This is a genomic window from Aliisedimentitalea sp. MJ-SS2, assembly GCF_032586155.1.
Lineage (GTDB): Bacteria > Pseudomonadota > Alphaproteobacteria > Rhodobacterales > Rhodobacteraceae > JAWHTC01.
This window is the reverse complement of sequence record NZ_JAWHTC010000001.1, coordinates 637,572-660,681: the sequence shown is the minus strand read 5'-3', so window position 1 is coordinate 660,681 and position 23,110 is coordinate 637,572. Positions and strand designations below refer to the sequence as shown.

The 23,110-nt window shown below is 61.0% G+C and carries 24 protein-coding genes; 8 read left to right on the top strand and 16 right to left on the bottom strand.

Annotation, left to right across the window (positions count from 1 at the left end; translation table 11 throughout):
* Positions 1 to 11 precede the first annotated feature (11 nt).
* Positions 12 to 728 (bottom strand): transporter substrate-binding domain-containing protein, encoded by a 717-nt coding sequence (locus RXV86_RS03160; protein ID WP_316297391.1) that lies wholly within the window; start codon positions 726 to 728, stop codon positions 12 to 14.
* Between the two features lie 162 nt (positions 729 to 890).
* On the opposite strand from RXV86_RS03160, the gene RXV86_RS03155 reads away from it, so the two are divergent.
* Together RXV86_RS03155 and RXV86_RS03150 are read left to right on the top strand one after the other, a co-directional pair.
* Positions 891 to 2,309 carry a pyridoxal-dependent decarboxylase gene (locus RXV86_RS03155; RefSeq protein ID WP_316297390.1) on the top strand — a complete coding sequence of 473 codons (1,419 nt, stop codon included), beginning with the start codon at positions 891 to 893 and terminating at the stop codon, positions 2,307 to 2,309.
* Positions 2,310 to 2,313: 4 nt separating this feature from the next.
* Complete coding sequence (locus RXV86_RS03150) at positions 2,314 to 3,090, top strand: HpcH/HpaI aldolase/citrate lyase family protein (protein WP_316297389.1); 777 nt, start codon at positions 2,314 to 2,316, stop codon at positions 3,088 to 3,090.
* A gap of 27 nt (positions 3,091 to 3,117) precedes the next feature.
* On the opposite strand, the gene RXV86_RS03145 is transcribed toward RXV86_RS03150, so the two are convergent.
* On the bottom strand, positions 3,118 to 3,375 hold the full coding sequence (locus RXV86_RS03145; protein WP_316297387.1) for a hypothetical protein: 258 nt from the start codon (positions 3,373 to 3,375) through the stop codon (positions 3,118 to 3,120).
* 156 nt (positions 3,376 to 3,531) lie between these two features.
* Here RXV86_RS03145 and RXV86_RS03140 point away from each other — a divergent pair, with 156 nt between their 5' ends.
* Positions 3,532 to 4,764 carry an aminotransferase class I/II-fold pyridoxal phosphate-dependent enzyme gene (locus RXV86_RS03140; protein ID WP_316297385.1) on the top strand — a complete coding sequence of 411 codons (1,233 nt, stop codon included), beginning with the start codon at positions 3,532 to 3,534 and terminating at the stop codon, positions 4,762 to 4,764.
* Between the two features lie 85 nt (positions 4,765 to 4,849).
* Entirely contained in the window at positions 4,850 to 5,749 is a 900-nt protein-coding gene (locus tag RXV86_RS03135; RefSeq protein ID WP_316297383.1) for an aminotransferase class IV, read from the top strand.
* A gap of 60 nt (positions 5,750 to 5,809) precedes the next feature.
* Here the strand turns inward: RXV86_RS03135 and RXV86_RS03130 are convergent, their stop codons facing one another.
* From RXV86_RS03130 to RXV86_RS03115, 4 genes are all read right to left on the bottom strand, one after another.
* Positions 5,810 to 6,778: a LysR family transcriptional regulator gene (locus RXV86_RS03130; RefSeq protein WP_316297381.1), complete on the bottom strand. Its 969-nt coding sequence runs from the start codon at positions 6,776 to 6,778 to the stop codon at positions 5,810 to 5,812.
* An 8-nt stretch (positions 6,779 to 6,786) separates the two neighbouring features.
* Positions 6,787 to 7,347 carry a polyhydroxyalkanoate synthesis repressor PhaR gene (gene phaR, locus RXV86_RS03125; protein ID WP_316297379.1) on the bottom strand — a complete coding sequence of 187 codons (561 nt, stop codon included), beginning with the start codon at positions 7,345 to 7,347 and terminating at the stop codon, positions 6,787 to 6,789.
* Positions 7,348 to 7,520: 173 nt separating this feature from the next.
* The gene (locus RXV86_RS03120) at positions 7,521 to 7,964 is read right to left on the bottom strand and encodes a phasin family protein (RefSeq protein WP_316297377.1); all 444 of its coding nucleotides are present in this window, start codon (positions 7,962 to 7,964) and stop codon (positions 7,521 to 7,523) included.
* A 132-nt stretch (positions 7,965 to 8,096) separates the two neighbouring features.
* Complete coding sequence (locus RXV86_RS03115) at positions 8,097 to 9,908, bottom strand: class I poly(R)-hydroxyalkanoic acid synthase (protein WP_316297375.1); 1,812 nt, start codon at positions 9,906 to 9,908, stop codon at positions 8,097 to 8,099.
* Positions 9,909 to 10,052: 144 nt separating this feature from the next.
* Between RXV86_RS03115 and phaZ the strand changes: the two genes are divergently transcribed.
* A complete protein-coding gene (phaZ, locus tag RXV86_RS03110; RefSeq protein ID WP_316297373.1) occupies positions 10,053 to 11,366 on the top strand; it encodes a polyhydroxyalkanoate depolymerase in 1,314 nt (437 codons plus the stop codon).
* Positions 11,367 to 11,378: 12 nt separating this feature from the next.
* Positions 11,379 to 11,945, top strand: a complete 567-nt coding sequence (locus RXV86_RS03105; protein WP_316297371.1) for a DUF6151 family protein — start codon at positions 11,379 to 11,381, stop codon at positions 11,943 to 11,945.
* A 21-nt stretch (positions 11,946 to 11,966) separates the two neighbouring features.
* Here the strand turns inward: RXV86_RS03105 and RXV86_RS03100 are convergent, their stop codons facing one another.
* From RXV86_RS03100 to RXV86_RS03060, 9 genes are all read right to left on the bottom strand, one after another.
* Entirely contained in the window at positions 11,967 to 12,191 is a 225-nt protein-coding gene (locus RXV86_RS03100) for a hypothetical protein (RefSeq protein WP_316297370.1), read from the bottom strand.
* On the bottom strand, positions 12,188 to 12,898 hold the full coding sequence (locus RXV86_RS03095; RefSeq protein WP_316298433.1) for an alpha/beta fold hydrolase: 711 nt from the start codon (positions 12,896 to 12,898) through the stop codon (positions 12,188 to 12,190). Before RXV86_RS03095 ends, RXV86_RS03100 begins: the two co-directional genes overlap by 4 nt.
* A gap of 83 nt (positions 12,899 to 12,981) precedes the next feature.
* A complete protein-coding gene (locus RXV86_RS03090; protein WP_316297369.1) occupies positions 12,982 to 13,572 on the bottom strand; it encodes a class I SAM-dependent methyltransferase in 591 nt (196 codons plus the stop codon).
* Entirely contained in the window at positions 13,569 to 14,180 is a 612-nt protein-coding gene (locus tag RXV86_RS03085) for a hypothetical protein (protein WP_316298431.1), read from the bottom strand. Before RXV86_RS03085 ends, RXV86_RS03090 begins: the two co-directional genes overlap by 4 nt.
* 53 nt (positions 14,181 to 14,233) lie before the next feature.
* The gene (locus RXV86_RS03080; RefSeq protein ID WP_316297367.1) at positions 14,234 to 14,899 is read right to left on the bottom strand and encodes a hypothetical protein; all 666 of its coding nucleotides are present in this window, start codon (positions 14,897 to 14,899) and stop codon (positions 14,234 to 14,236) included.
* 116 nt (positions 14,900 to 15,015) lie between these two features.
* Positions 15,016 to 15,441: a VOC family protein gene (locus RXV86_RS03075; RefSeq protein WP_316297365.1), complete on the bottom strand. Its 426-nt coding sequence runs from the start codon at positions 15,439 to 15,441 to the stop codon at positions 15,016 to 15,018.
* A 1-nt stretch (position 15,442) separates the two neighbouring features.
* Positions 15,443 to 16,435 (bottom strand): alpha/beta fold hydrolase, encoded by a 993-nt coding sequence (locus RXV86_RS03070; protein ID WP_316297364.1) that lies wholly within the window; start codon positions 16,433 to 16,435, stop codon positions 15,443 to 15,445.
* A gap of 2 nt (positions 16,436 to 16,437) precedes the next feature.
* Positions 16,438 to 17,184, bottom strand: coding sequence for an alpha/beta hydrolase (locus RXV86_RS03065; RefSeq protein ID WP_316297362.1), 747 nt, complete (start codon positions 17,182 to 17,184; stop codon positions 16,438 to 16,440).
* A gap of 54 nt (positions 17,185 to 17,238) precedes the next feature.
* Entirely contained in the window at positions 17,239 to 18,060 is an 822-nt protein-coding gene (locus RXV86_RS03060) for a creatininase family protein (protein ID WP_316297360.1), read from the bottom strand.
* Positions 18,061 to 18,366: 306 nt separating this feature from the next.
* On the opposite strand from RXV86_RS03060, the gene RXV86_RS03055 reads away from it, so the two are divergent.
* A complete protein-coding gene (locus RXV86_RS03055) occupies positions 18,367 to 19,992 on the top strand; it encodes a thiamine pyrophosphate-binding protein (RefSeq protein ID WP_316297358.1) in 1,626 nt (541 codons plus the stop codon).
* A gap of 16 nt (positions 19,993 to 20,008) precedes the next feature.
* On the opposite strand, the gene RXV86_RS03050 is transcribed toward RXV86_RS03055, so the two are convergent.
* Complete coding sequence (locus RXV86_RS03050) at positions 20,009 to 20,680, bottom strand: DNA-3-methyladenine glycosylase I (RefSeq protein ID WP_316297356.1); 672 nt, start codon at positions 20,678 to 20,680, stop codon at positions 20,009 to 20,011.
* Positions 20,681 to 20,819: 139 nt separating this feature from the next.
* Here RXV86_RS03050 and thrS point away from each other — a divergent pair, with 139 nt between their 5' ends.
* A complete protein-coding gene (gene thrS / locus RXV86_RS03045; protein ID WP_316297355.1) occupies positions 20,820 to 22,799 on the top strand; it encodes a threonine--tRNA ligase in 1,980 nt (659 codons plus the stop codon).
* Positions 22,800 to 23,110 lie beyond the last annotated feature (311 nt).

Genomic DNA, 23,110 nt, shown 5'->3' with positions numbered 1-23,110 from the left:
CGGCGACCAGCCTAGCCGGGATTGGCACCATGCCCGAACCATTTGAAAACCAGCTCGCGGAGGCTGCCGTCCTTACTCATGTCGAACAGCATATCCTCGAAGGCAAAGCGCCGGTCGACATCATCTTCGCGGAATACCGCTGCATATCCCGGCGCATAGCTTTGGGCTTCGTACATGTAGTCGAACATTCCATCGGCCTCGGCTACGACCGGGGCCAACACCGCACGTGGCCCGACGACCAGATCCACCTCACCATCGCGCAGCGCCTGCAATGCCGCATCGGACGACTCGAACATTTCGGCGTTCCGTCCCGAGAGTTTCGACCACGTCTCCACGTCGAACCCCGGGATCGCAACCATGCGACCGCTGCCCATTTCGAATTTCTTTCCAGCAAGGTGAATGCTCGCAACAATATCGGGCATCACATAAGGCTGCGTCTGCGCGAGGCTTTCACCCAGCGCGGCGTCGGTCGGAACCGCCGAGATCACGACGTCATAACGCGCCTCGGCCAGTCCCGGTAACAGAGCATCCGGCGCAACGACCTGCCACGTACAGTCCAGCTTCATCCGCGCACAAACCATGTCTCCCATTTCACGCTCAAAGCCCCGCACCTCGCCGTTTTCGACGAAATTGTAGGGCGGCTGAGCGCCCTCGGTCCCAATCCGCAAGCCGTCGGCCTGCGCGACCTGGGCAAATCCCAGCATTGCGATCAAGATCAACGTTCTCATAACTTCTCCTCCTCCTTCGTTCGTCAATCCTCCATCATTGGTAACAGGTTCGATTCTAACACGATTACGCCTTCACCGCCTTGATCCCGCCCCGGCTTCAAGCCACTCTTGCCAGCACGTCGCGAGTCCTGTAGTTTACATGTTAACTAAATGGAGAACATCATGCGCTGGAGCGATTTTCCGAAATGGGGCAAATGGGCGGCCGACTGGGCGGCGAACTACCACGCCACCCTTCGCGAGCGCCCCGTGCGAGCCCAGACCAAACCGGGTGAGATTGCCGCGCAACTGCCGACTGCCCCGCCCGATGCGCCGCAGCCCATCGAAGACATCCTTTCGGATTTCGAAACCATCGTCATGCCCGGCATGACCCATTGGCAGCACCCGCGTTTCTTCGCCTATTTTCCCTCGAACGCCTCCCCCGCGGCAGTACTGGCCGACAACCTGATCGCGGCCACCGCAGCGCAATGCATGCTGTGGCAGACCTCGCCAGCGGCGACCGAGATGGAAACCCGGATGATGGACTGGCTGCGCCAGGGCCTCGGCCTGCCCACCGGGTTTCACGGTGTCATCCAGGACAGCGCCAGCTCAGCCACGCTGGCCGCCGTGCTCACCATGCGCGAACGCGCCCTGAATTGGGATGGTAACGCCTCCGGCCTGCCCGGCCAGAAGACCCTGCGCGTCTATGCCTCTTCCGAAGTCCACACCTCCATCGACCGCGCCATCTGGATCTCCGGCATCGGCGAGGCCAACCTTGTGCGCATTCCCACACAAGGCCCTCTACGATCCATGGACCCCAACGCCCTAAGCACCGCCATCGAACAGGACATCTCCGACGGGTACCTGCCCGCCGGGATCATCGCCTGCACCGGCGGCACCGGCACCGGTGCCTGCGACGACATCGCCGCCGTCATGGACGTGGCCGAGGAGTTCAACCTCTACACCCATGTCGATGCCGCCTGGGCCGGCTCGGCGATGATCTGCCCCGAGTTTCGCTCCCTGTGGCAAGGGGTCGAGCGCGCCGATAGCGTGGTGCTCAACCCGCATAAATGGCTCGGCACCCAGTTCGACCTCTCGGCCCATTTCATTCGCTCGCCCGAGGATCTCACCCGCACGCTGGCGATCCAGCCGGAATACCTCAAAACCCATGGGCAAAACGGCATCATCAACTATTCCGAATGGTCCGTGCCCCTTGGCCGTCGCTTCCGCGCCCTGAAACTCTGGTTCCTGATCCGCGCCTATGGTCTCGACGGGCTGCGCCAGATGCTCAGAAATCATGTCTCCTGGACCCAGGAATTGGCCGAGCAACTCCGCGCCAAACCCGATTTCGAGATCACGACCGACCCGGTCCTGGCGCTCTTCACCTTCCGCTTCGCGCCCGCCGGCGCATCGAACCTCGATGACCTGAACCAGCGCCTGATCAATGCCATAAACGACGATGGCCGTATCTACCTCACGCAAACCCGCACAAATGGCGACCTTGTCATCCGCTTTACGGCGGGTCAGTTTGACTGCACTCGCGATGACATCCAGACCGCCCATGACGTGATCCTCGAGATCGCCGCCACCACATCGAAGGACTAAGCCCATGCCCGCCCCTGTGAACCGCTTCAAACAGGCCCTAAAGGAGGGCAAAACCCAGATCGGATGCTGGGCGTCGTTCGGCGATGCTTATGCCACCGAAATTCTCGCCACTGCCGGATTCGACTGGCTGACCATCGATGGCGAGCACTCCCCCTATGACATCAGTTCGATGTCGCAGCAGATTCACGCGATCCAGAACAGCCAGTCCGAGGCCATCGTCCGCATCCCCATCGGCAGCGACTGGATCATAAAACAGGTTCTCGATGCCGGGTGCCAGACAATCCTGGTCCCAATGGTCGAGACTGCCGAACAGACCGATTATCTCGCCCGTGCGATGCGCTACCCCCCGGATGGCTTCCGCGGTATGGGCGGCGCCGGTGCCCGGGCCACCGGCTATTCCGCAATCCCCGATTACGTCACCACCGCCAATGATCAGGTCTGCCTGCTGGTGCAGGTCGAAACCGTGAAAGGGATGGAAAACCTCGATGACATTCTCGCTGTGGATGGTGTCGATGGCGTATTCATCGGCCCGGCGGATTTGTCGGCGGACATGGGCCATCCCGGCAATGCCGGGCACCCTGACGTGGAAGCAGCTATCCAAGACATCCTGAAACGAACCGCTGCCGCGGGGAAGGCGCCTTGCATTCTGGCGCTCAACGACGACACCGCGCAAACCTACCTCGATTGGGGTGCACAGGTGATCGCCGTAGGCATCGACGTCGTCCTCTTCGCCAAAGCCGCGCGCGCACTTCGCAACCGCTGGACCGAGCGTTTGGGTTAAGCCATGTCTCGGCCAAACTACGCCGCTTCAAAAAGCGCCGCTACCCGCGCAGCCCTTGCCGCCCTGCCCGGCACCTGAGCCTGGCTTCGACGGGCGCGCCGCGGCGCGCACACCCGCGGGCAAATCGCCGTCCAGTTCATCGATCAACGCCGATTGGGATGCGGGCTTCATCTCGGGATCACTCTGCCTGGTCGGCACCTGCCAGCCAAGCAGCGAAATCGCCTCCCCGCAATTTAATTGCCTTGCACCCCCAACGGTTCTCAGGCCCCGAAGTACTTCCTTCATCCTTGCGAAGATGCACGTCGCAAGGCGTCCCCTCCCCCTGCACAAAGCGCTTGCCCACCGGCCACTTGGGGCAATCTGACACAAAAATAATCCTTCCCCCGTCCACCTCTTTGATTTAGATTTCCTGAAAGCCTTATTCAGAAAAACCGAAAAGCCATGAACATCCAAGCGCAATCCCCCGCCCCCAATGTCTATGACGCCGAACCCATCCCGGCTTCGGCCCGGGCCGAGATCGAACGCCTGCTCTCCTCCGGGGACCTCTTCCGCTACACCGCCCCCGAAGACGCCCCCGTGGCCCTCCTGGAACGCGAATTTGCGGCGATGATGGGCGTGAAGTACGCGCTTGCCGTCTCGTCCTGCTCGGCGGCCCTTTTCCTGTCGCTCAAGGCGCTCGACCTGCCTCGCGACGCTCGTGTGCTGATCCCCGGTTTCACCTTTGCCGCTGTACCGTCTTCGGTCGTCCATGCCGACTGCGTCCCCGTGCTCTGCGAGGTGGGCGAGAACTATCGCATCGACATCGAAGATTTTGCCGTCCGGCTCGACGAAGACATCTCTGCCGTCATCGTCAGCCACATGCGCGGCCATACCTCGGACATGGACGCGATCATGGCCCTCTGCAACGATCGCAACATTCCCGTGGTCGAAGACGCCGCCCATTCGCTTGGCACAGAATGGCACGGTCGCAAAATCGGCACCATTGGGCGCGTCGGCTGTTTCTCGTTCCAGTCCTACAAACTGCTGAATTCCGGCGAAGGCGGCATCCTGATCACCGACGACGCCGACCTTGTCGCTCGTGCCGTGATCATGTCCGGCGCCTATGAGCACAACTGGCAAAAGCACATGCCCCCCGGCGACAACTCGGCCGAGCTGGTACAGGCCTTTGCCCGCTGGCAAAACAAACTGCCGCTCTACAACCTGCGCCTCGGCAACCTCTCGGCCGCCGTTCTGCGCCCGCAGCTGGCCGAGGTTCCCCGCCGCGTCCGCGATGGCCGCCGCAATCATGACCACGTGGCGGCTCTGCTGAACGCCTCGCCCTGGCTTTCGGTCCCGGATAAACTGTCCCCCGAGGACCGCGCCCCGGATTCGATTCAATTCAACCTCATGGGGCTGACCGATGACCAAACCCGCGCCTTCGCGTCCGCCGCACAGGCCCGCGGCGTCAAGGTCCAGGTCTTTGGGCTTTCCACTGACAACGCCCGCGCCTTCTGGAACTGGCAATTCATCCCCGGCGGCGCCCCCGAACTGCCCCAGACCCGCAAAATGCTGATGCGCGCCTGCGACGTCCGCCTGCCTGCCCGCCTGACGCTCGAAGATTGTTCATGGCTCGCCGAGGCCCTGACCAACGCAGCGGGCGATGTCATGGCCAACAGCCGGGCCTACGGCACCTAATGTAGGGTGCGTGATTTCACGCACCTCCGCTTGCCAGCCCCCCAGACATCTGCCACGCTCGCGCCCAACAAACCGCGAGGCTTCGATGCCGGATTTCACCAAGGGTGCCGCCTGGATGGACGGCCAGATCATCCCCGTGGCCGACGCGAAAATCTCGGTCCTCGACTGGGGCCTGACCCATTCCGACATCACCTATGACGTGGTCCCCGTTTGGAACGGCAGTTTCTTCCGCCTGCCCGACTACTTGGCCCGCTTCCGCCAATCCCTCGCCGCGCTCCAGCTGACCATTCCCCAGACACCCGAAGAGATCACGACCATCCTGCACCGCATGGTCGCCCGCTCTGGCCTGCGTCAATCCTATGTCTCCATGGTTGCCTCGCGCGGCGTTCCAATGGTCGCCGGTTCCCGCGACCCGCGCGACTGCGCCAACCATTTCTACGCCTGGTGCGTGCCTTACGTGCATATCGCAAAGCCCGAACTGGCTGAGCGCGGCGTCCACCTGTGGATCTCCAAATCCTCTCGCCGCATCCCCGAGGACAGCGTCAATCCCCGCGCCAAGAACTACCATTGGGGCGATTTCACTACCGGCCTTCTCGAGGCCAAACAGGCCGGCTTCGACAACACCGCGCTTCTCGATCACGATGGCAACGTCACAGAAGGCCCGGGCTTCAACATCTTTGCCCTCAAGGGGAATACGATCGTCACATCCGATCACGGCGTGCTACACGGCATCACGCGGCGCACCATGATTGAACTCTGTGAGGCCCGTGGCCTGGCCGTCGAAACCCGCCCCCTGCCACTGGCCGAGCTGATGGAGGCGGACGAGGTCTTCATGTCCTCATCCGGTGGCGGCGCCATCCCGGTGACACGGGTGGATGACCGGGTCTTTTCCAACGATTCCCCCGGCCCGGTGGCCAGATCCCTACGCGCAGATTATTTTGCTTTGCTCGAACGCGGCGATCTGAGCCAACCGATCACCTACTGACTCACCGGTAAAAAGCGCCTTCGAAGGCGCTTCCCAAGGATTTTCGAAAATCCTTGCCCCTCACCGCAGCCGCAGCACATCCGCAATAAATGGATAAGCCTCAACCGCCGGATCAATCACCGCGGCCTGCAAAATCGGCCGCAATGCATCTGCCACCTGCCCCGGCATGTCCTGCAGAATCCCTTGCCGCGCAGTCAGGCTGATCGTGCGGCTCAGCGGTGCAAAGGGCAGTTCCAGCACATCGAGCTGATCGGCAAACCGCCGCGCCCGCATCAGGGCCAGCGGCGTCAGGATGGTCCAGCCCGCTCCCTGCCCAACCAGCGCCAGGATCGCATGATAACTGTCGAGCTCAAAGCGATGCTCCACCCGCAGCCGCTGTCGCGCCAGGTGATCGCCAATCAGGCGCCCCATCAGATGCCGCGTGGTGTATTGCACGAAGGGCAGGTTCTGCAGCTGCTGTCGCACGTTGCCGCCGGCATCCACCGCCCCCTTGGGCGCGGCCACCACAAACCCATCCTCCAGAATCGGATGCACCTCCATCCAATCCGCCGGGGCCCCCATCTCGGCGGCCACGATCATGTCCAGCGCCCGCGTGTCCAGCTGGTCATAGAGGACATGGCTCGCCCCGGTTTCCAGCAGGAACTGACAGTTCTGCAACTCACCCCCCAGCTGCGCCAGCAAGGCTGGTGTCACATCTGCCTCGAAATCCTCGATCATACCCAGCCGGAACCGCGTCAGCGCGCTCATGTCCTTCTGGGTCAACTCGGCCCGCGCCTGCGCTGCCTCATTCAGGATGCTCTGCGCCCGGTGGCGGAACATCTCGCCCGCCGGTGTCAGCCGCATCGGCCGCGCATTGCGCACCATCAGCTCGACGCCCATGGCGTTTTCCAGGTTGGTCAATTGCTGCGACACCGCCGAAGGGGACGCCCCCAGCCGCCGTGCAGCCGCCGAGATCGAGCGTTCCTCAGCGGTGGCGACGAACACCTCGATTCCCCAAAGCGTGATCTTGCCGGGGCCCAGCGTTGCCATGTCGCGCGCTATTTGCTCAGTTTCGACAGTTTCGCCTGAAGATCGGCCAACTGCTGCTTGATCTCGTCAAGCGGCTGGTCACCATCTTCTTCGGCCTTGGGTTCATTGTCCGACGTCGGCGCAGTCCCTCCGGCCCAGGCCCCGGTCATCGCCTTCATAAAGGCCTCCTGCTGTGCCTGCATCGCCTCGAACCCTGGCATCTTGGCCATCGGGTTCATTGTGCCGATATTTTCCATCATCTTGGATTGGCCGTCGCGAAGCATCTCGAAACTGGCCTGCAGGAACTGCGGCACCACACTGGTCGCCTGGTTGGTATAACTGCGCACCAGATCATTCAGCACACTGACCGGCAGAACATTTTCACCGCGGCTTTCATGCTCGGCGATGATCTGCAGAAGGTATTGCCGCGTCAGATCGTCACCCGACTTCAAATCGACGATCTGAACCTCGCGCCCATCGCGGATGAACCCGGCAATATCCTCCAGAGTCACGTAATCCGAGGTCTCGGTATTGTACAAGCGACGGCTTGCATAACGCTTAATCAACAATGGCTTATCATTATCGGCCACGAAAAATCCTCCCCTGGAATCCCGCCTGAATGCAGCACTGCAGCAAAGCTTACGCTGTTGCAGAAAAAAAAGAAAGGGCAGGTCTTTACGACCTGCCCTTCACATGCTCGGCGCCCCATTAAGGGAGGAGAGGGAGAGATGGAGCGCGAGATGCTGTTCGCCGGGAGGGCGACTTACTTTGCAGTGGCTTTCTTGGCCGCTGCAGTCACGTCTGCGGTGGCTTTTTTCACAGCAGCCGAAGCTTCTTCGCCAGCGTCTTTGCCAGCCGCCATCAGCAGCTCAACAGTTTCGCTTTGGACTTTTTTCGCAACTTCAGCGAAGGCAGCCATGTTCTCGGCAGCAACCTCGGCGGTGGCCGATGCGAAATCGGTCATGGCCTTGGCATAGTCGGCCGGATCGGTTTTGGCTTTCGACATGTCGGCCAGCTTGGCCAGGGTGTCTTTGGTCCACTTGCTGGAAATCTCGGTCGATTTCTCGGCAGCTTCCAGAGCAACACCCGACAGCTTTTCGCTCAGGTCGGCTTGGGTTTTGAACGATTTTTCAAAGGCGGCTGTGTCCACCGGGAAGGCACCCATCATGTCTTTCATCAGGGTGTTCAGATCTTGTGCTTTTGCCATTTCAATATTCCTTGCAGTTCAATGCGCGGGGAGGAGCGCGTTTCGTCTTCTGCAAACAATATGCATTCTGCAGCGCAGCATTTCAAGTTTATTTTGCTGCGCCGCAGAAAAAATCTACGATTCCCTTTAAATTCAGACCTTTGGCACCTTAGTCACATAGGATCCTGGTGCCGGAGCGATAACATCATAGCCAGAATCACCCGGATTCCGCGCCTCAACCTTCTTGCCCGAACGCTTGCGCAGCCAGCTTTCCCAGCGCGGCCACCACGACCCTTCGTGGAAATCGGCGCTCTCCTTCCAGTCGCCAAATTCCAGGCTCAGATCCTCGTTGGTATAGTGCCCGTATTTCTTCTTGGAGGGCGGGTTGACGATGCCCGCGATATGGCCTGACTGACTCAGGATGAAGGTCTTGTTCTTCGACCCCGCCTGCTGCACACCCCGGTAACAATCCTTGGCTGCCGCAATGTGATCGGTCTCGCAGGTGATGGCGCAGAACGGCACATCCACGTCCTTGATATGCAGGGTCTCGCCCAACAGTTCCATGCCGGTGGTAACGAACTCGTTGCGCTGACACAGCTTGCGCAGATACTCCACCGTCATCCGCGCCGGCAGGTTGGTGCTGTCGCCATTCCAGAACAAAAGGTCGAACGCCGGCGGTGTCTCGCCCATCATGTAGCTCTTGATCGCCGGCTGATAGATCAGGTCGTTCGAGCGCAGATAGGACATGGTGCGACTCATGATGAACGAGCGCAGCACGCCGATCTCGTTCACTTCCGCCTCGATCCCGTCGATGAAGTCATCCTGCAGGAACGGAACAAACTCACCCTGGTCGGAAAAGTCCGTCAGCGCGGTAAAGAAGGTGGCCGACTTGATTGACTTGTCCTTGCGCTTTTTCATCAGCGCCAGCGTCAGGTTCAGCGTCGTCCCGGCGATGCAATAACCGATGGCGTTAACCTGTTTCTGGCCGGTGATCTCCTTGGCCACCCGTACCGCCTCAAGAAACCCGGTCTCGACGTAGTCATCCATGCCAATGTCGCGGTCCTCTGAGCCCGGGTTGAACCAGCTGACCACAAACAGCGTATAGCCCTGATCCACGATCCAGCGGATAAGGCTGTTCTGTTCCTTCAGGTCGAGGATGTAGAACTTGTTGATCCACGGCGGGAACAGGACGACAGGCGTGGCATGCACCTTGTCGGTCGTGGGCGAATACTGGATCAGCTCCATCATGTGGTTGCGGAACACCACCTCGCCTTCCGCCGTGGCCACATTGCGGCCCAGCTCAAACGCGCTTTCATCGGCCAGCCGCACCAGCATCTCGCCATTGTTGCGCTCAAGGTCAGCGACCAGGTTTTCCAACCCCTGCACCAGGGATTCACCTTCGGTCTCGACCGCGCGCTCCAGCGCATCCGGGTTTGTGCCGAGGAAATTGGTCGGGCACATCATGTCGACGATCTGATTCGAGAAATAGTTCAGCCGCTTGCGGTCGGTCTCGCTCAGGTCGTCAACCTCGGCCACCGCATCACGGATCGCCTCGGCATTGGTCTCGTATTGTTTTTTAACCAGCTGGAAATACGGGTTGCTGTGCCACAGCGGGTTGGAAAACCGCCGGTCCTTCGGCTGGCCGTCCACCGCGTCATCCCCGTCCGCCCCGGTCAGGAAATGGCTGTGCGCCTCCATGAAATGGGTGACCGTCTTGCCCCAGTATTCGACCTGTTTCTCGAACATCTTGGCCGGATCGGACAGCATTTCCTGCCAATACGACCCGGCGGCACGGGCAAACAGCTCCTGGTCCGGGCCATTCAACGCCGAATTTGGCGGCTTGCGGCTCGAAAGCGCCGCAATCAACCGCTGCGAGAGCTCCTCAACACGGGCGAGGTTCTGGGTCATCTTATCCGCGGACAAATTGCCCACCATGTCGGGTGCGACATCGTCTTTTGTTGTCATCTTAATAAATCTTTCCTATCCTCGCTGCCATGCAGCATACTATGCTGCACCACAAAATCAATTCGTCTGCGGTTGGAGGGGCCACGGACGGACGTTGGGCAGCCTTCCAGCAAAGCCCTATTACAAAAGAAGAAGGAAACGCGCATGCGCTATATGGCCACCTACGACCTGATGGAATCCCTCCGCAACGCGAATCAGTGGTTTGGCGCGACGGCGCTTTCGCTCTCCTCTTACCCGATGTTTTCGATGATTCCCAACCCTGGGTTGCAATGGATGGCCGCCTGGGGCGAGGTTACCGAACGCACGTTCCAGCGCATGGTCGTCAAACCAGACTGGGGCATCCGCACCTTCGTCTGCCCCGATGGCAAGGACCACCTGGTCAATATCGAACATGTGGTTGAACGCCCCTTTGGCGATCTGATCCATTTCAACGTCGTGGGCCGCAAACCCAACCCGCGCAAGGTTCTTCTGGTTGCGCCGATGTCCGGTCACTATGCCACCCTTCTGCGCTCGACTGTGAAATCTCTACTGGTCGATTGTGAAGTTTACATTACAGACTGGCACAATGCCCGCGACATCCCGGTGTCCGAAGGCAAGTTCGACGTCGAGGATTACACCCTCTACCTCGTCGACTTCATGAAGGAACTCGGCCCTGACACCCATGTCATCGCCGTCTGCCAGCCCGCTCCGCTGACGCTCGCCGCCACGGCCTACTTGGCCGAACAGGACCCCGAGGCGCAGCCGCGTTCACTCACCCTCATCGGCGGGCCGATCGACCCCGACGCAGCAGCCACAGATGTCACCGATTTCGGCGACCGCGTCACCATGGGCCAGCTGGCCGAAACCGCGATCCAACGCGTCGGCTTCAAATACAAGGGCGTCGGCCGCATGGTCTACCCGGGCCTGCTGCAGCTGGCCTCGTTCATGTCAATGAACTCAGATCGTCACTCCAAGGCCTTCCAGGACCAGATCATGCGCGTCATGCGCGGCGAGGCGGGTGATCACGACCCGCACAACCGGTTCTACGACGAATACCTCGCAGTGATGGACATGACGGCCGAATTCTACCTCTCCACCGTCGAACGGGTCTTCAAGAACCGCGAGATCGCCAAGAACGAATTTGTCGTCGACGGTCACAAGATCGATATCGGCGCGATCACCACAGTTGCCGTGAAGACGGTCGAGGGCGAGAAGGATGACATCTCGGCCCCCGGTCAGTGCATCGCCGCGCTCGATCTCTGCACCGGCCTGCCGGACGAGAAAAAGGCCAGCCATGTCGAACCCGGCGCTGGTCACTACGGTATTTTCGCCGGCTCCAGCTGGCGCAACAACATCCGCCCGCTGGTGATCGAATTTATCGATGCCAATTCCGACGCGCCCGCCCGTGCCACCCCCGGCAAACCGGCGGCAAAGAAGGCCAAAACCAAGAAACCGGCGAACAAGAACGCCGCCGCGTAAAGGTCTGATCTCATGCCGAAAATCGGGCTCTCCTGCGCCTGTGGTAAGCTGCAGGGCCGGCTCGACGTTCCCTCGCCGCGCGCCGGAAATCATATCACCTGCCACTGCGCCGATTGCCGCGCCGCCGCCATCCACCTGGGCCAGCCCGATCCCGGTGACGGGGTCGCGCTGTGGCAAACCACGGTCGATCACCTGACAATCACCCAAGGCGCCGAACACCTCGCCCTGATGCAGCTCTCGGGCAAGGGCCTCTACCGCTGGTACGCGTCCTGCTGCGGGGTGCCGCTTTTCAACTCGCCGCGCCCACCGCGCACCGCCTTTGTCGGCATAATGGCCAACCGCCTGTCGAACACCACCGCGCTCGGCCCGCTCATCGGCCGCGTCCATGTCCCCGGTGAAAACGGCAAATCCGGCCACGAGGGCGCCCCCCGCATCATGTGGCGCATCCTGTCCAAGATGCTTGCCGCCAACCTCACGGGCCGCTGGCGCAAAACGCCGCTTTTCAACGACGACGGCACCACCGTCACCGCGCCGATGATCCTGACCAAGGAAGAACGCAAGGCCGCAACCCCATCGTAGGGTGGGGTTTCACCCCACCATTCACCGCCCGCGAAACCACCGCCAGATCGGCAACACATCTGCCGCCGCCACCGCCAGGCCCAGCGGAATCATCCAGAACCCGAGAACAGGCAAAAACCCGAACGCACCACCCACGATCAGCGCCAGCCCGACGGCAAGCCGCACCCCCGGAGGCAGGCGCCGCCGAGCCCACATCCGCACCGCCCGGACACGCACCCAAACCGCATCCCAGCCACGCCGTTTCATTTCAGAACGAAAGGCTGCCCCATCCATTCGCGCAGCAACCCGGTCACGATCTCCGGTGTCTCCAGCGTCGGCACATGGCCGGCCTCGTCGATGATCTCCAGCTTTGCATAAGGGATCAGCTCGGCCATGAACGTATGGCGCTTGGGTGGGGTCAGCGCATCATGCGCCCCGCACATCACCAATGTGGGCACCTTGCACTTGCGCAACGTGCCCTGCTGATCGCGCCGCCGCTGCAACGCCCGGACCTGACGCAGAAATACCTCGGGCCCCAGATCACGCGCCATTTCGCTCATCAGGTTCAGAACCGCCACCCGCCCCGGCCCCGGTGCCAGAGCTTCGGGGCGCAGAAAGCCGCGCATCACCTCGTCAAGCTTGCCCGCCTTGACGCCAACGATCATCGGTTCATACGCGGCGGCACTCCGCGGTGTCTCGGCCAGCGGGTTGGTATCCATCAGGCACAACCTTGTGACCCGATCCGGCGCCCGGCGCAGAATCTCCATGGCAATGATCCCGCCCATGCTCAGCCCAGCCAGAGCGAACTTCTGCGGCAACCCGCCCAGGATATTGCTGGCGATCTCCTCGATCCGCTCGCCCCGCGTGGTGCAGGCCACGGTAACGTTCATCTCGCGGCTCAACGTCTCGATCTGCGGGCCGTAAAGCCGCGCATCGCACATCATGCCAGGCACCAGAACCATTGGTTCGCTCATGGGGATTCCCGCCTCGTAACCTTGGCCCAACTTGGCATGTGGCCCGGCGGCGTCAACCGCCAATCCCGCCAGTGACGCAAGGATCATCCCTTTTGCGCCAACAGTACCGAATGCCCGTTGCATTCCGGATCCTCGGGCACGAAGTCAACCGATTGCATGCCGAAACGGTTCAGGATCGCCTCATACTCCTCGATCGACAAGCTGGCATGGTAAACCGGTTGCCCCGCAACTTGCCCCCAAGCCTCCCCGGCGCTTGGTCCAACGCTCAACAGCAATGCCCCTCCATCCACGAGATGCGCCGCCATCCTGGGAAGCACTTGCCGCTGCTCCGTGGCGGTCAGGTGAAAGAACGAATTCCACCCCAACACCCCATCGAACCGCTCCTCCAGGTCAAACTCGCGCATGTCGGCTTCGATCCAGCGCGCATCGGGAAACCTTTCGCGCGCCAAATCGATCATCCTCCCGGCAAAATCCACGCCGGTCAGATCAAAACCCAGCCCAAGCAGGTGGTCCGCCATCGGTCGCCCGCTTCCGCATCCAAGATCCAACACCCGCCCACCATCCGGCAAGATTGCAGCGAACCGGTGCAACCACCCTTTCTCGAACAAGCGCTTGTCTCGGTCGCGATCAAACTGTACGGCGTGTTCTTGATAGACTGCGTGCAGCGATTTCACAGTACAAGCCCTCGAAACGCCGGAAAATCCTCATAACGTGCGCGCCGCGCATCCGCGCGCTCTTCCGGCTCCTCACCGCGCCTGAGTAGCATGCCCCGCGGCGCGACATAGCTCGAAATCGTCCGCCAAGGCTCCGGTCGCCACACAAGGTTGAAGGCACAGAGCTTGGGAAAGAACCAGATCTCGGAATAGGGCAGATGGTCATGCATCCACCACGCCAGGTCGCGCCAGTCCCGCCCGGCCTCGTATTGATCAGCAAACCACGGGATAACGATGCTGGCCCCGGCCACTGCCGCACTGCCACTGGCCCAGTCCCAGATATGGCATTCCAGCGGGTTGTCATTGCGCGCGCAGTTCAGATCGTTCTCATTTCCAAACCGGTTCAGCGCCCTCGAGCGATACCCCGACCGAACCGCCACCCGACCGAACGTCTCTTCCATCGGGTCCAGCAGTGCAGTGCAGAACGCCCGACCGTTCTCAATCGCCAGGTCCGGATCATCGGGAATGTTCTGCAACTCGTGGAAATTCCCAATCTCGGAATAAAGAAACTCACGCATGTAGAAATACTTGCTCAGCCGCACCCGCCCCAGCGTCTCGAGGCTCCACATGCTTTTGGGTCTGCGCATCACGGCTCCGGAGCGGCCAAAGGGGTTATCTATACCTAATTCAGCTTCGCCTTGAGGGCCTTTTTCTTTTTCTCAAGCTTGTCGATCTTGGCATCTGTTTTGCGGTTTTCGATATGACACTTGTATACTTTGTTGTCGCGTTCACGCATCCTCGTTCGCAGTTTCTTTATCTCCTTGCGACCATCCTTGTCACGCAACTCCAGCCGGTGAATTTCATCTCCCAAATCCTGGGTCTCTCTTTCGAGGTTGCGCTTCTGGCTCTTTGTCATTTTTGAGCCATCGGTATTTCGCCCCGATCTCAGCCGGCTTTTCATCCTTGTCAGCTTGTTTTTCTTTTTCTTGATCTCTTTTTGCCAACCCGCGCGCTGCTTGTTGATCTTGTCGATTTCGGTTTGGTTCCTCTTCGATGCTTTCGCGCTGCCATCGATGCACATGACATTTCGGGTTCTGATGTCGACGTGAAGTTTCTTGATCTCTTTATCGGTTTCCCTGATCAGCGTCCGTGTTTCCTGCGCGTTCGCGGGTGTTTTCGTTTTCGACGTCTTCTTTTTTACTGGTGCCTTAGTTGTTGATTTCTCTGTATTTTCCGACCCACCGCCATCCGCTGCAAGATCGTCCACACCACTAAAAACAAACACCAGCCCAAGGATCCCGACAGCGACCAGCTTTGCGGCCGGTTCAAAAGCATGTTTGAACCCCATTGCGACAGCCTCCGCTTGTTTCCGTGTGTTGAGTGTAGCACAAATCCTGACGGGTTTAGAAGCGGCCCCCTGAATGCGTCTGATTGCTCGCGATCAAATCGGGATGATGACGGCGTTCAAAAGCCGTTCCAGCGAAACGCCCCATCCTCGCGTAGTTGCGAAAACGGGTTGAATGCCACTTCCCAGACATGCCCGTCGGGGTCGGCAAAATAGCCGTGATGCCCGCCCCAGAACACGTCGGCCGCTTCTTTCAACACCTTAGCGCCAGCGTCGCGCGCTGCCGCCAGAACCAGTGCCACCTCGCCTTTCTCGGGTACATTGTATGACAGGGTCATCGCCCCGTGTCCCAACGCTTCTTCCGGCAGCCCCATATCCTCGGCCAGCTTGGCACGCGGATATAGACCCAGTGTCTGTCCGATCAGATCAAACGCCACGACCCCGTCCTGCGCCTCGACCCGGGTCCAACCCAGCGCCGTGTAGAACGCCGTCGAACGCTCCGTGTCGTCCACGCCCAGCGTGATCAGCGAGATCCTCTGCTCCATCTCACAGACCCTCCAGCCAGCTCAGGATCACTTGAATTGTCGCCTCGGTGTTGTCCGGCGAGGCGATGTAACCGGCGATCACGTGGCGATTGTCCACCACCTGCGCGTCATCCGGCAGCATCTCCACCGTCGCCAGCCCGCCATGATCGGCCCCCCACTGGCCCGCCACGCGATGGGTTTCCCCGGCCCGCACCACCGTGTCGCCGTCCGAGAAATAGAACAACCCCGGTACACTGACCGCTGAATAATCCTGTGCGGCGGCATGTTTGACCAGTGCGGCCAGCGTGATCGCCGCCTGCATTGGATAGCGCGAGGTCCAGTATTTCGCCACCAGATCGCTCGATGGCTCCCACGCACGCTCCCTGCCCGCCAGCAAAGGCACCCAATAGCGCGCGCCCGGCAATGTCAGGATCCAGGCCTTGTCGTCATTGATGGCGAAATTCGGCGAGACATAGGCCACCGCCTTCACGCCCTCGGCCATTCCCGGCTGCAGCAACGCCTCCGAGACCAGCGTGCAGCCGGTCGAGGTGGCAATCACGATCACCTCGCGGCCCACCGTGCGCGCGGCGGCCAGCGCCTCGGCCACATCCGCCATCCAGTCCTCCACCCGGGCCTCGCCCAGCGCATCGCCGGGCCGCCCGTGCCCGCGCAGCCGGGTGAAGACCAAGTTGGCGCCAAATTCCTCGGCCACCCGGTCCGGCACCGGGCGCAATTCCTGGCTCGTGGCGGAAAACCCGTGCACATACAGCACCGCGATATCGGTCTTCACCTCGGTGCCCCCGGCCCAGACCACCCGCTTTTCCACGCCCTCGGTGATGTCGTCTAACTGCGATTCCACGCTTTCGAAATAGACCTGCACCCCTTCGCCGAACTTGCGCTCATCGAACTGCACATTCACCTCCACCGGCACATAAGGTCCAAAGGTCCAGGCCCCCGCACCAATCACCGCGATTAGGAGCAGGAACCGCCCCAACCACTTACCAAATACCCGCATTTCTATCCGCCATTTTTCAATATGTTTTCGATCGCCGCCTCGATCAGCCCCAGACAACGCTTGTCCGAGAAACTGTGATCGGCATCTTTCACCACCGTGAGCCGCATATCCGGCCCTTCGGCATGCTCGAGCAGCCGAACCGCGGTCGCCACCGGTACCGCCGTGTCATCGGTGCCCTGCAACAGGCGCACCGGGAATGGAAGTTCCAGTTTATCGCGCAAAACCAACTGCTTGCGCCCGTCCTCGATCATCCGCTTGGTGATAATGTAAGGCTCCATGTAATCGCTGGGCAGCTCCACATGGCCGACCTCTTGCAGTGCGCGTTTCTGCTCGTCGCTGAACTCCGCCCAATAGCCATCCTCGGTGAAATCCGGGGCCGCCGCGATCCCCACCATGCCCGCAATCCGCTCGGGTCGTTCACGCGCCAAAAGAAGCGCCTGCCAACCGCCCATGGAGGATCCCACCACCACGATCGGACCCTGGGTCAGCGCATCCACCGCCGCCAGCGTATCCTCGTGCCAATCGCCAATGCAGCCATCGGTGAACTGTTCCGAGCTTTCGCCATGCCCGGAATAGTCGAACCGCAAATAGGCCTGCCCCCGCGCCCTGGCCCAGTTCTCCAGATACACCGCCTTGGTGCCTTCCATGTCCGATTTCAGTCCGCCACAGAAGATCACGCACGGCCCCTGTCCCTCGGTCTTGTGATAGGCCAATTGCCGCCCCTGCGGGGTGTCGAGAGTGTCACTCACTTGTTGCTTGCTCCTGTGATGCCTCGCGCAATACGCGTCTTCGCGGCCACCATTTCACTCGTCACGCCGAAACGCCACCCCTGCGGTGCCCGCGCCGCGCAGGTCGCGCGCCGGGGAAAAAGTTTCAGGATCGCGGATCAAGTTGGCCACCGCCTCGGCTCCCACCTCGATCAGCCTTACCCCTTTCTCGGCATTGGCGCGGGTCGGATCACCCGCCAGCCCGTTGGCGGTCATATGGGCAAAGGGCCGCCAGCGATACCCGGCCTTGCCTGTCTTGAGGAACCGCGGCCCGTCCGCCACCTGGGCAATTTCGTCCAGCGCGCTGTCATCCACCAGGTCCGGCTCCAGCGCCATCATCATCGAGGTTTCGGCCTCGCAGGCATGGGCCATGCTTTCCTGATCCTCAAGGATCGCCTTGTATTCCTCCTGCGCCTCCATCGGGTAGCAGGTGAAAACAAGTGTCACCTCCGGCATTTCCGGTGCCACCTCATCGATGAACTGCTGGCAGGCGATGATATTGCCGCCATGGCTGTTGGAAATCACGATGTCACGGAAGCCGTGGCGCGCCAGCGCCATGACCAGATCGCGCAGCACCGCCCGGAACGTCGCATGGCTCAGGGTCAGCGTGCCACCAAAGGGCATGTGATGCTCGCTCAGCCCGGCCCACATCACCGGCGCCACAACAACCGGGCGCGTGTCGCTGGCCAATATCGCAGCTCGCCGGGCTATCTCCAGACCCAGCCGTGTATCCACCATCGTGGGCAGATGCGGCCCGTGCTGTTCGATCGAGGCCACCGGCAGGATAACCACCGCGTCCTGCTCGGCCAGTGCGCGCAACTCATGCGCTTTCAGCCGTTCCCACATCACTTCGCTCATTTGCCCTCTCCCCTTTTGGCCCTGACCGGTCCCGCCGATCCATTTCGCGCATCATGCCGGGGTGCCCGAACCCTGACAAGCGCGCCGTCGCAGGACTGCCCCGCCACACGGCGCGACCCGACGCGGCTGCGTATCCCGGCATCAATGCGGGGATTTCATCCCAAAGGATTGCCACGCGCAGTTCACGCATAAAATTCGCCGATTTCGCAAATATCTCGCAAAACTTTCTGAAAAACATCAAAGAACAGACAATCCCCGCACCCTCCTTGCGTTATCAACACCTCAGCGCAACAGGAGACAGCCACGATGACTGCCGATATCCACGTCCACCAATCCATCGCCAAGGCCCTTGCCGATCACGGGGTCGATACGCTCTTCGGTCTGATGGGCGACGCCAACCTCTTCATGGTCGACAGCTATGTGCGGGACCATGACGGCCGGTTCGTGCCCGCCGCGAATGAAGGCAGCTCGGTCCTGATGGCGCTGGCCTACACACATGTTTGCGGCAAACTGGGTGTCGCAACCGTGACCCATGGCCCGGCATTGACCAACTGCGTCACGGCTCTCACCGAAGGTGCCCGCGGACATGTCCCCATGGTGCTCCTGGCAGGCGACACCCCGGTCGACAATCCCCGCCACCTGCAAGGCATCGACCAGCGTGAGCTGGCCAAGGCTTCGGGTGCTGGCTTCGAACAACTCCGCAGCCCCGCCACCGCGTCAAAGGACGTCGCCCGCGCCGTCTACCGTGCCCAGGTCGAGCGCCGTCCCATTGTCCTGAACATGCCCGCTGATTTCATGTGGGAGAAAACAACCCACGAAAAGCATGTTCTCGATGTCTTCACCAATCCCGGCGGCGTCGCCGAAGGAGACACGCTCGACAACGCCATCGGCATGATCGCCTCGGCCCGTCGCCCCCTGATCCTTGCCGGGGCCGGTGCCGTTGCTGCCCGTGACCAGTTGGTCAAACTGGCCGACCGGCTCGAGGCCCCACTCGCCACCACGCTCAAGGCCAAGGGCCTCTTCAACGAGCACCCCTACAATATCGACATGTTCGGTACGCTCTCAACGCCCGCCGCCTATGACCTGATCGCCCAGTCCGATTGTATCATCTGCTTCGGCGCCAGCCTGCATGACTTCACCACCGATCAGGGCAAGCTGATGAAAGGAAAGCGGATCGTCCAGGTCGACGTCAACCCGACTGCAATCGGCGGCGGCCTCCACCCTGATGCCGCGCTGATCGCCGATGCCGGGCTGACCGCCGAAACCATCGTCTATTGGCTGGACGAGGCCGAAATCCCCTCCAGTGGCTTTACCCGTGATCTGGATATCGAAGAACTCACCGCCCACCCCGCCGGCCCCAACAAGACCGGCGACGGCTACATCAACTTTGTTCACGCCCTGGAACGCCTGGAAGCACTGTTCCCAAAGGACCGCATCCTCGTCACCGATGGTGGCCGCTTCATGACCGAAGTCTGGTGCCGCATCTCCGCCCCCGACCCGCACAGCTTTGTGCCCACCGTCAATTTCGGCTCCATCGGCCTGGGCCTGCAAGAAGCCATCGGCGCTGCCGTGGCCCAGCCTGATCGCCCCACCGTGCTCTTTACCGGTGACGGCGGCTTCATGATGGGCGGCATCAACGAATTCAATACGGCGGTGCGCATGGGGCTGAACCTCACCGTGATCGTCGCCAATGATGCCGCCTATGGCGCCGAACATATCCAGTTCCTCGACCGCAAGATGGACCCGGCGCTGTCCGTTTTCGAATGGCCTTCCTTCGCGGCCACCGCGACCGCGCTGGGCGGCATTGGCGTCGAGGTCCGTTCCGACTCCGATCTGGAGGCCGCAATCGACACGCTGCGCGGCCACACCTCCGGCCCGGCCCTGATCGAGCTGCATCTCGACCCGCATGATGTACCGCGCATGCGTATTTAACCCGCTTCAAGCACCTCTAGACATCGATACTCTTCGCCAAGACCCGGCTGATCGTGGTCAGGCTCTCGCCGGATTGCTCGACCCATGTGTTGAACGCCGCCTGCACCGCGGCCCAATCCTTCTGTGACGTGGGCGATTTGCTCACTACCCCTTCGGCCACCAACCGGGCCACAACGCTGCCGGACATGATGAAACTGTCCACCCCCATCCGCCGCATGGAATAGGCACCAACCTGCCCGCCCAGCCGTGAACCGCTCTTTTTCAGCCATTGCACCAGACCGGCAAAATCCTCTTTCGGCCAATTAGCAACTTTACGGCCAAATCCGCCCACCTCTGCCGTGACCTCCTGAATGAACACCGCGTTCTGCTGAATGGCGCGCACCTTGGGCGCCGAGCGGATGATCCGCGTATCCGCCAGCAATTCGTCGTACCACTCGTCAGACATCATCGCGAGTTTAGCCACATCGAAACCGTGAAACGCCTCCACGATCCCCGGCCACTTGTTTCGCACCACGGTCCAGGCCAACCCGGTTTGGAATATCCCCTCGGCCATCGACGCCAACCACTGCGCATCCGGAATGTCTGCGATCTCCGCTGCCGTCTTTGGTATCGGAATATCCTCGAGAACCGCACCAAACCCGCCTTTGCGCTCAGCCGCCATGGCTAAGATCTCGTCATATCTATGCATCATTCCCTCCCTGCGTCCCCTGGGCGTCACAACTCCACTTGACCACTATAGGGACAACGGCCATATGAGGGCCACCACACTTCACATATTTCCCGCAACCGGGCGTTTCGTGGGCGCCAAACTGACGAGGAGACGGCCAATGAGCCAGATTTCCCTGACCTTCCCCGATGGCAATTCGCGCGATTACGACGCAGGCATAACCCCTGCCGAAGTGGCCGCCAGCATTTCGAACAGCCTTGGCAAGAAAGCCATTTCCGCCACCGTCAACGGCGCGCATTACGATCTGCAATGGCCGATCGACGCCGACGCCTCCATCGCCATCCACACGCTGAAGGATGACGAACAGGCGCTCGAGCTGATCCGCCACGACTTTGCCCACGTGATGGCGCGCGCGGTCCAGGAACTTTGGCCGGACGTCAAGGTCACCATCGGCCCGGTGATCGAAAACGGCTGGTATTACGATTTCGACCGGGAAGAACCTTTCACCCCCGAAGACCTGGGCGAGATCGAGAAGAAGATGAAAGCCATCATCAATCTTCGCGACCCCGTCCGTACCGAGGTCTGGGAACGTCCGCGCGCGATCGAGCACTATCGCGGCACCCATGAGCCCTACAAGATCGAGCTGATCGACGCCATTCCCGGTGACGAGCCGCTACGCATGTACTGGCACGGCGACTGGCAGGATCTCTGCCGCGGCCCGCACCTGCAACATACCGGGCAACTGCCCGCCGACGCCTTCAAACTGATGAGCGTCGCCGGTGCCTATTGGCGCGGTGACAGCTCCAAGGCGATGCTGCAACGCATCTATGGCGTGGGTTTCAAGAACAAGGAAGACCTGCGCAAATATCTCAACATGCTGGAAGAGGCCGCCAAGCGCGATCACCGCAAGCTGGCCAAGGAAATGGACCTGTTCCACATGCAGGAAGAAGCCCCCGGCCAGGTGTTCTGGCACCCCAACGGCTGGACCGTTTACACCGAGCTGCAGGATTACATGCGCCGCAAACAGCGCGGCGGTGGCTATCAGGAAATCAACACGCCCCAAGTGGTCGACCGCAAACTGTGGGAGGCCTCGGGCCACTGGGACAAGTACCAGCATCACATGTTTATCGTCGAAGTGGATGAAAGCCGCGACGGCGAAAACGACGATGCCAGTACCAAGAACAAGGACCAGACCCGGATCAACGCGTTGAAACCGATGAACTGCCCCTGCCACGTTCAGGTGTTCAACCAGGGCCTCAAGAGCTATCGCGACCTGCCGCTGCGGCTGGCCGAGTTCGGCTCCTGCGCCCGGTTCGAACCCTCGGGCGCATTGCATGGCATCATGCGCGTGCGCGGCTTTACCCAGGACGACGCCCACATCTTCTGCACCGAGGACCAGATTCAAGAGGAATGCGCCCGCTTCATCGACTTCCTCGCCGATATCTATCGCGAATTGGGCTTCCCCGAGTTCGAGATCAAGTTCGCCACCCGTCCGGAAAAACGGGTCGGTACCGACGAAAGCTGGGACTATGTTGAAGGCGCGCTTGAAAACGCCATCAAGGCCGTCGGCCGCGACTACACACTCGAACCCGGCGACGGCGCCTTCTATGGACCCAAGCTCGACTTCTACCTGACCGACGCCATCGGCCGGGTCTGGCAATGCGGCACCTTCCAAGTTGACCCGAACCTGCCGGAACGGCTTGGCGCAAGCTTCATCGGCGCGGACGGTGACAAACACCGCCCCTACATGCTGCACCGGGCAACACTGGGCAGTTTCGAACGCTTCATCGGTATCCTGATCGAGGAACACGCCGGCAAGCTGCCGATGTGGCTCGCCCCGCGTCAGGTGGTGGTTTCCACCATCGTGTCCGAGGCCGACGATTACGCGCTCGAAGTGGTCGAACAGCTCAAGGCCGCGGGTGTCCGCGCCGAGGCCGACCTTCGGAACGAGAAGATCAATTACAAGGTCCGAGAACATTCGCTGGCCAAGGTTCCGGTCATCCTCGCCATCGGCCACCGCGAGGTCGAAGAGAAGACCGTGACGGTCCGCCGCCTGGGTGAAAAGCAAACCAAGGTTCAGTCACTGAACGAGGTTCTTGCCATCCTGGGCAGCGAAGCCACACCGCCCGACCTGCACTGAGCGGATTTAAATCCGAAACCAAACAGGCGTCTGGCTCCGGCTCGGCGCCTGTTTTCGTTCTTGATCTAGATACTCAAGACCAACTCTGGCCGCCCCGCGCCATTCCTCTGTTTTTTCGCCATCGGATTTCCTTCCGGGCGGGTGCCGTAACCAAAAGGCGGGCCTCACCCGGGTTCACGCAACCGCATGCACCTTCATCCGGGGACAGATCATCTGTTGGGAGATTTGTAACATTCCAGCCCTGTAAGCCTCGCCCAAGCCACCAAGTCAAACAGCGAAACCCTGCCTTTTCAAAGAGTTAATCGTTCCCT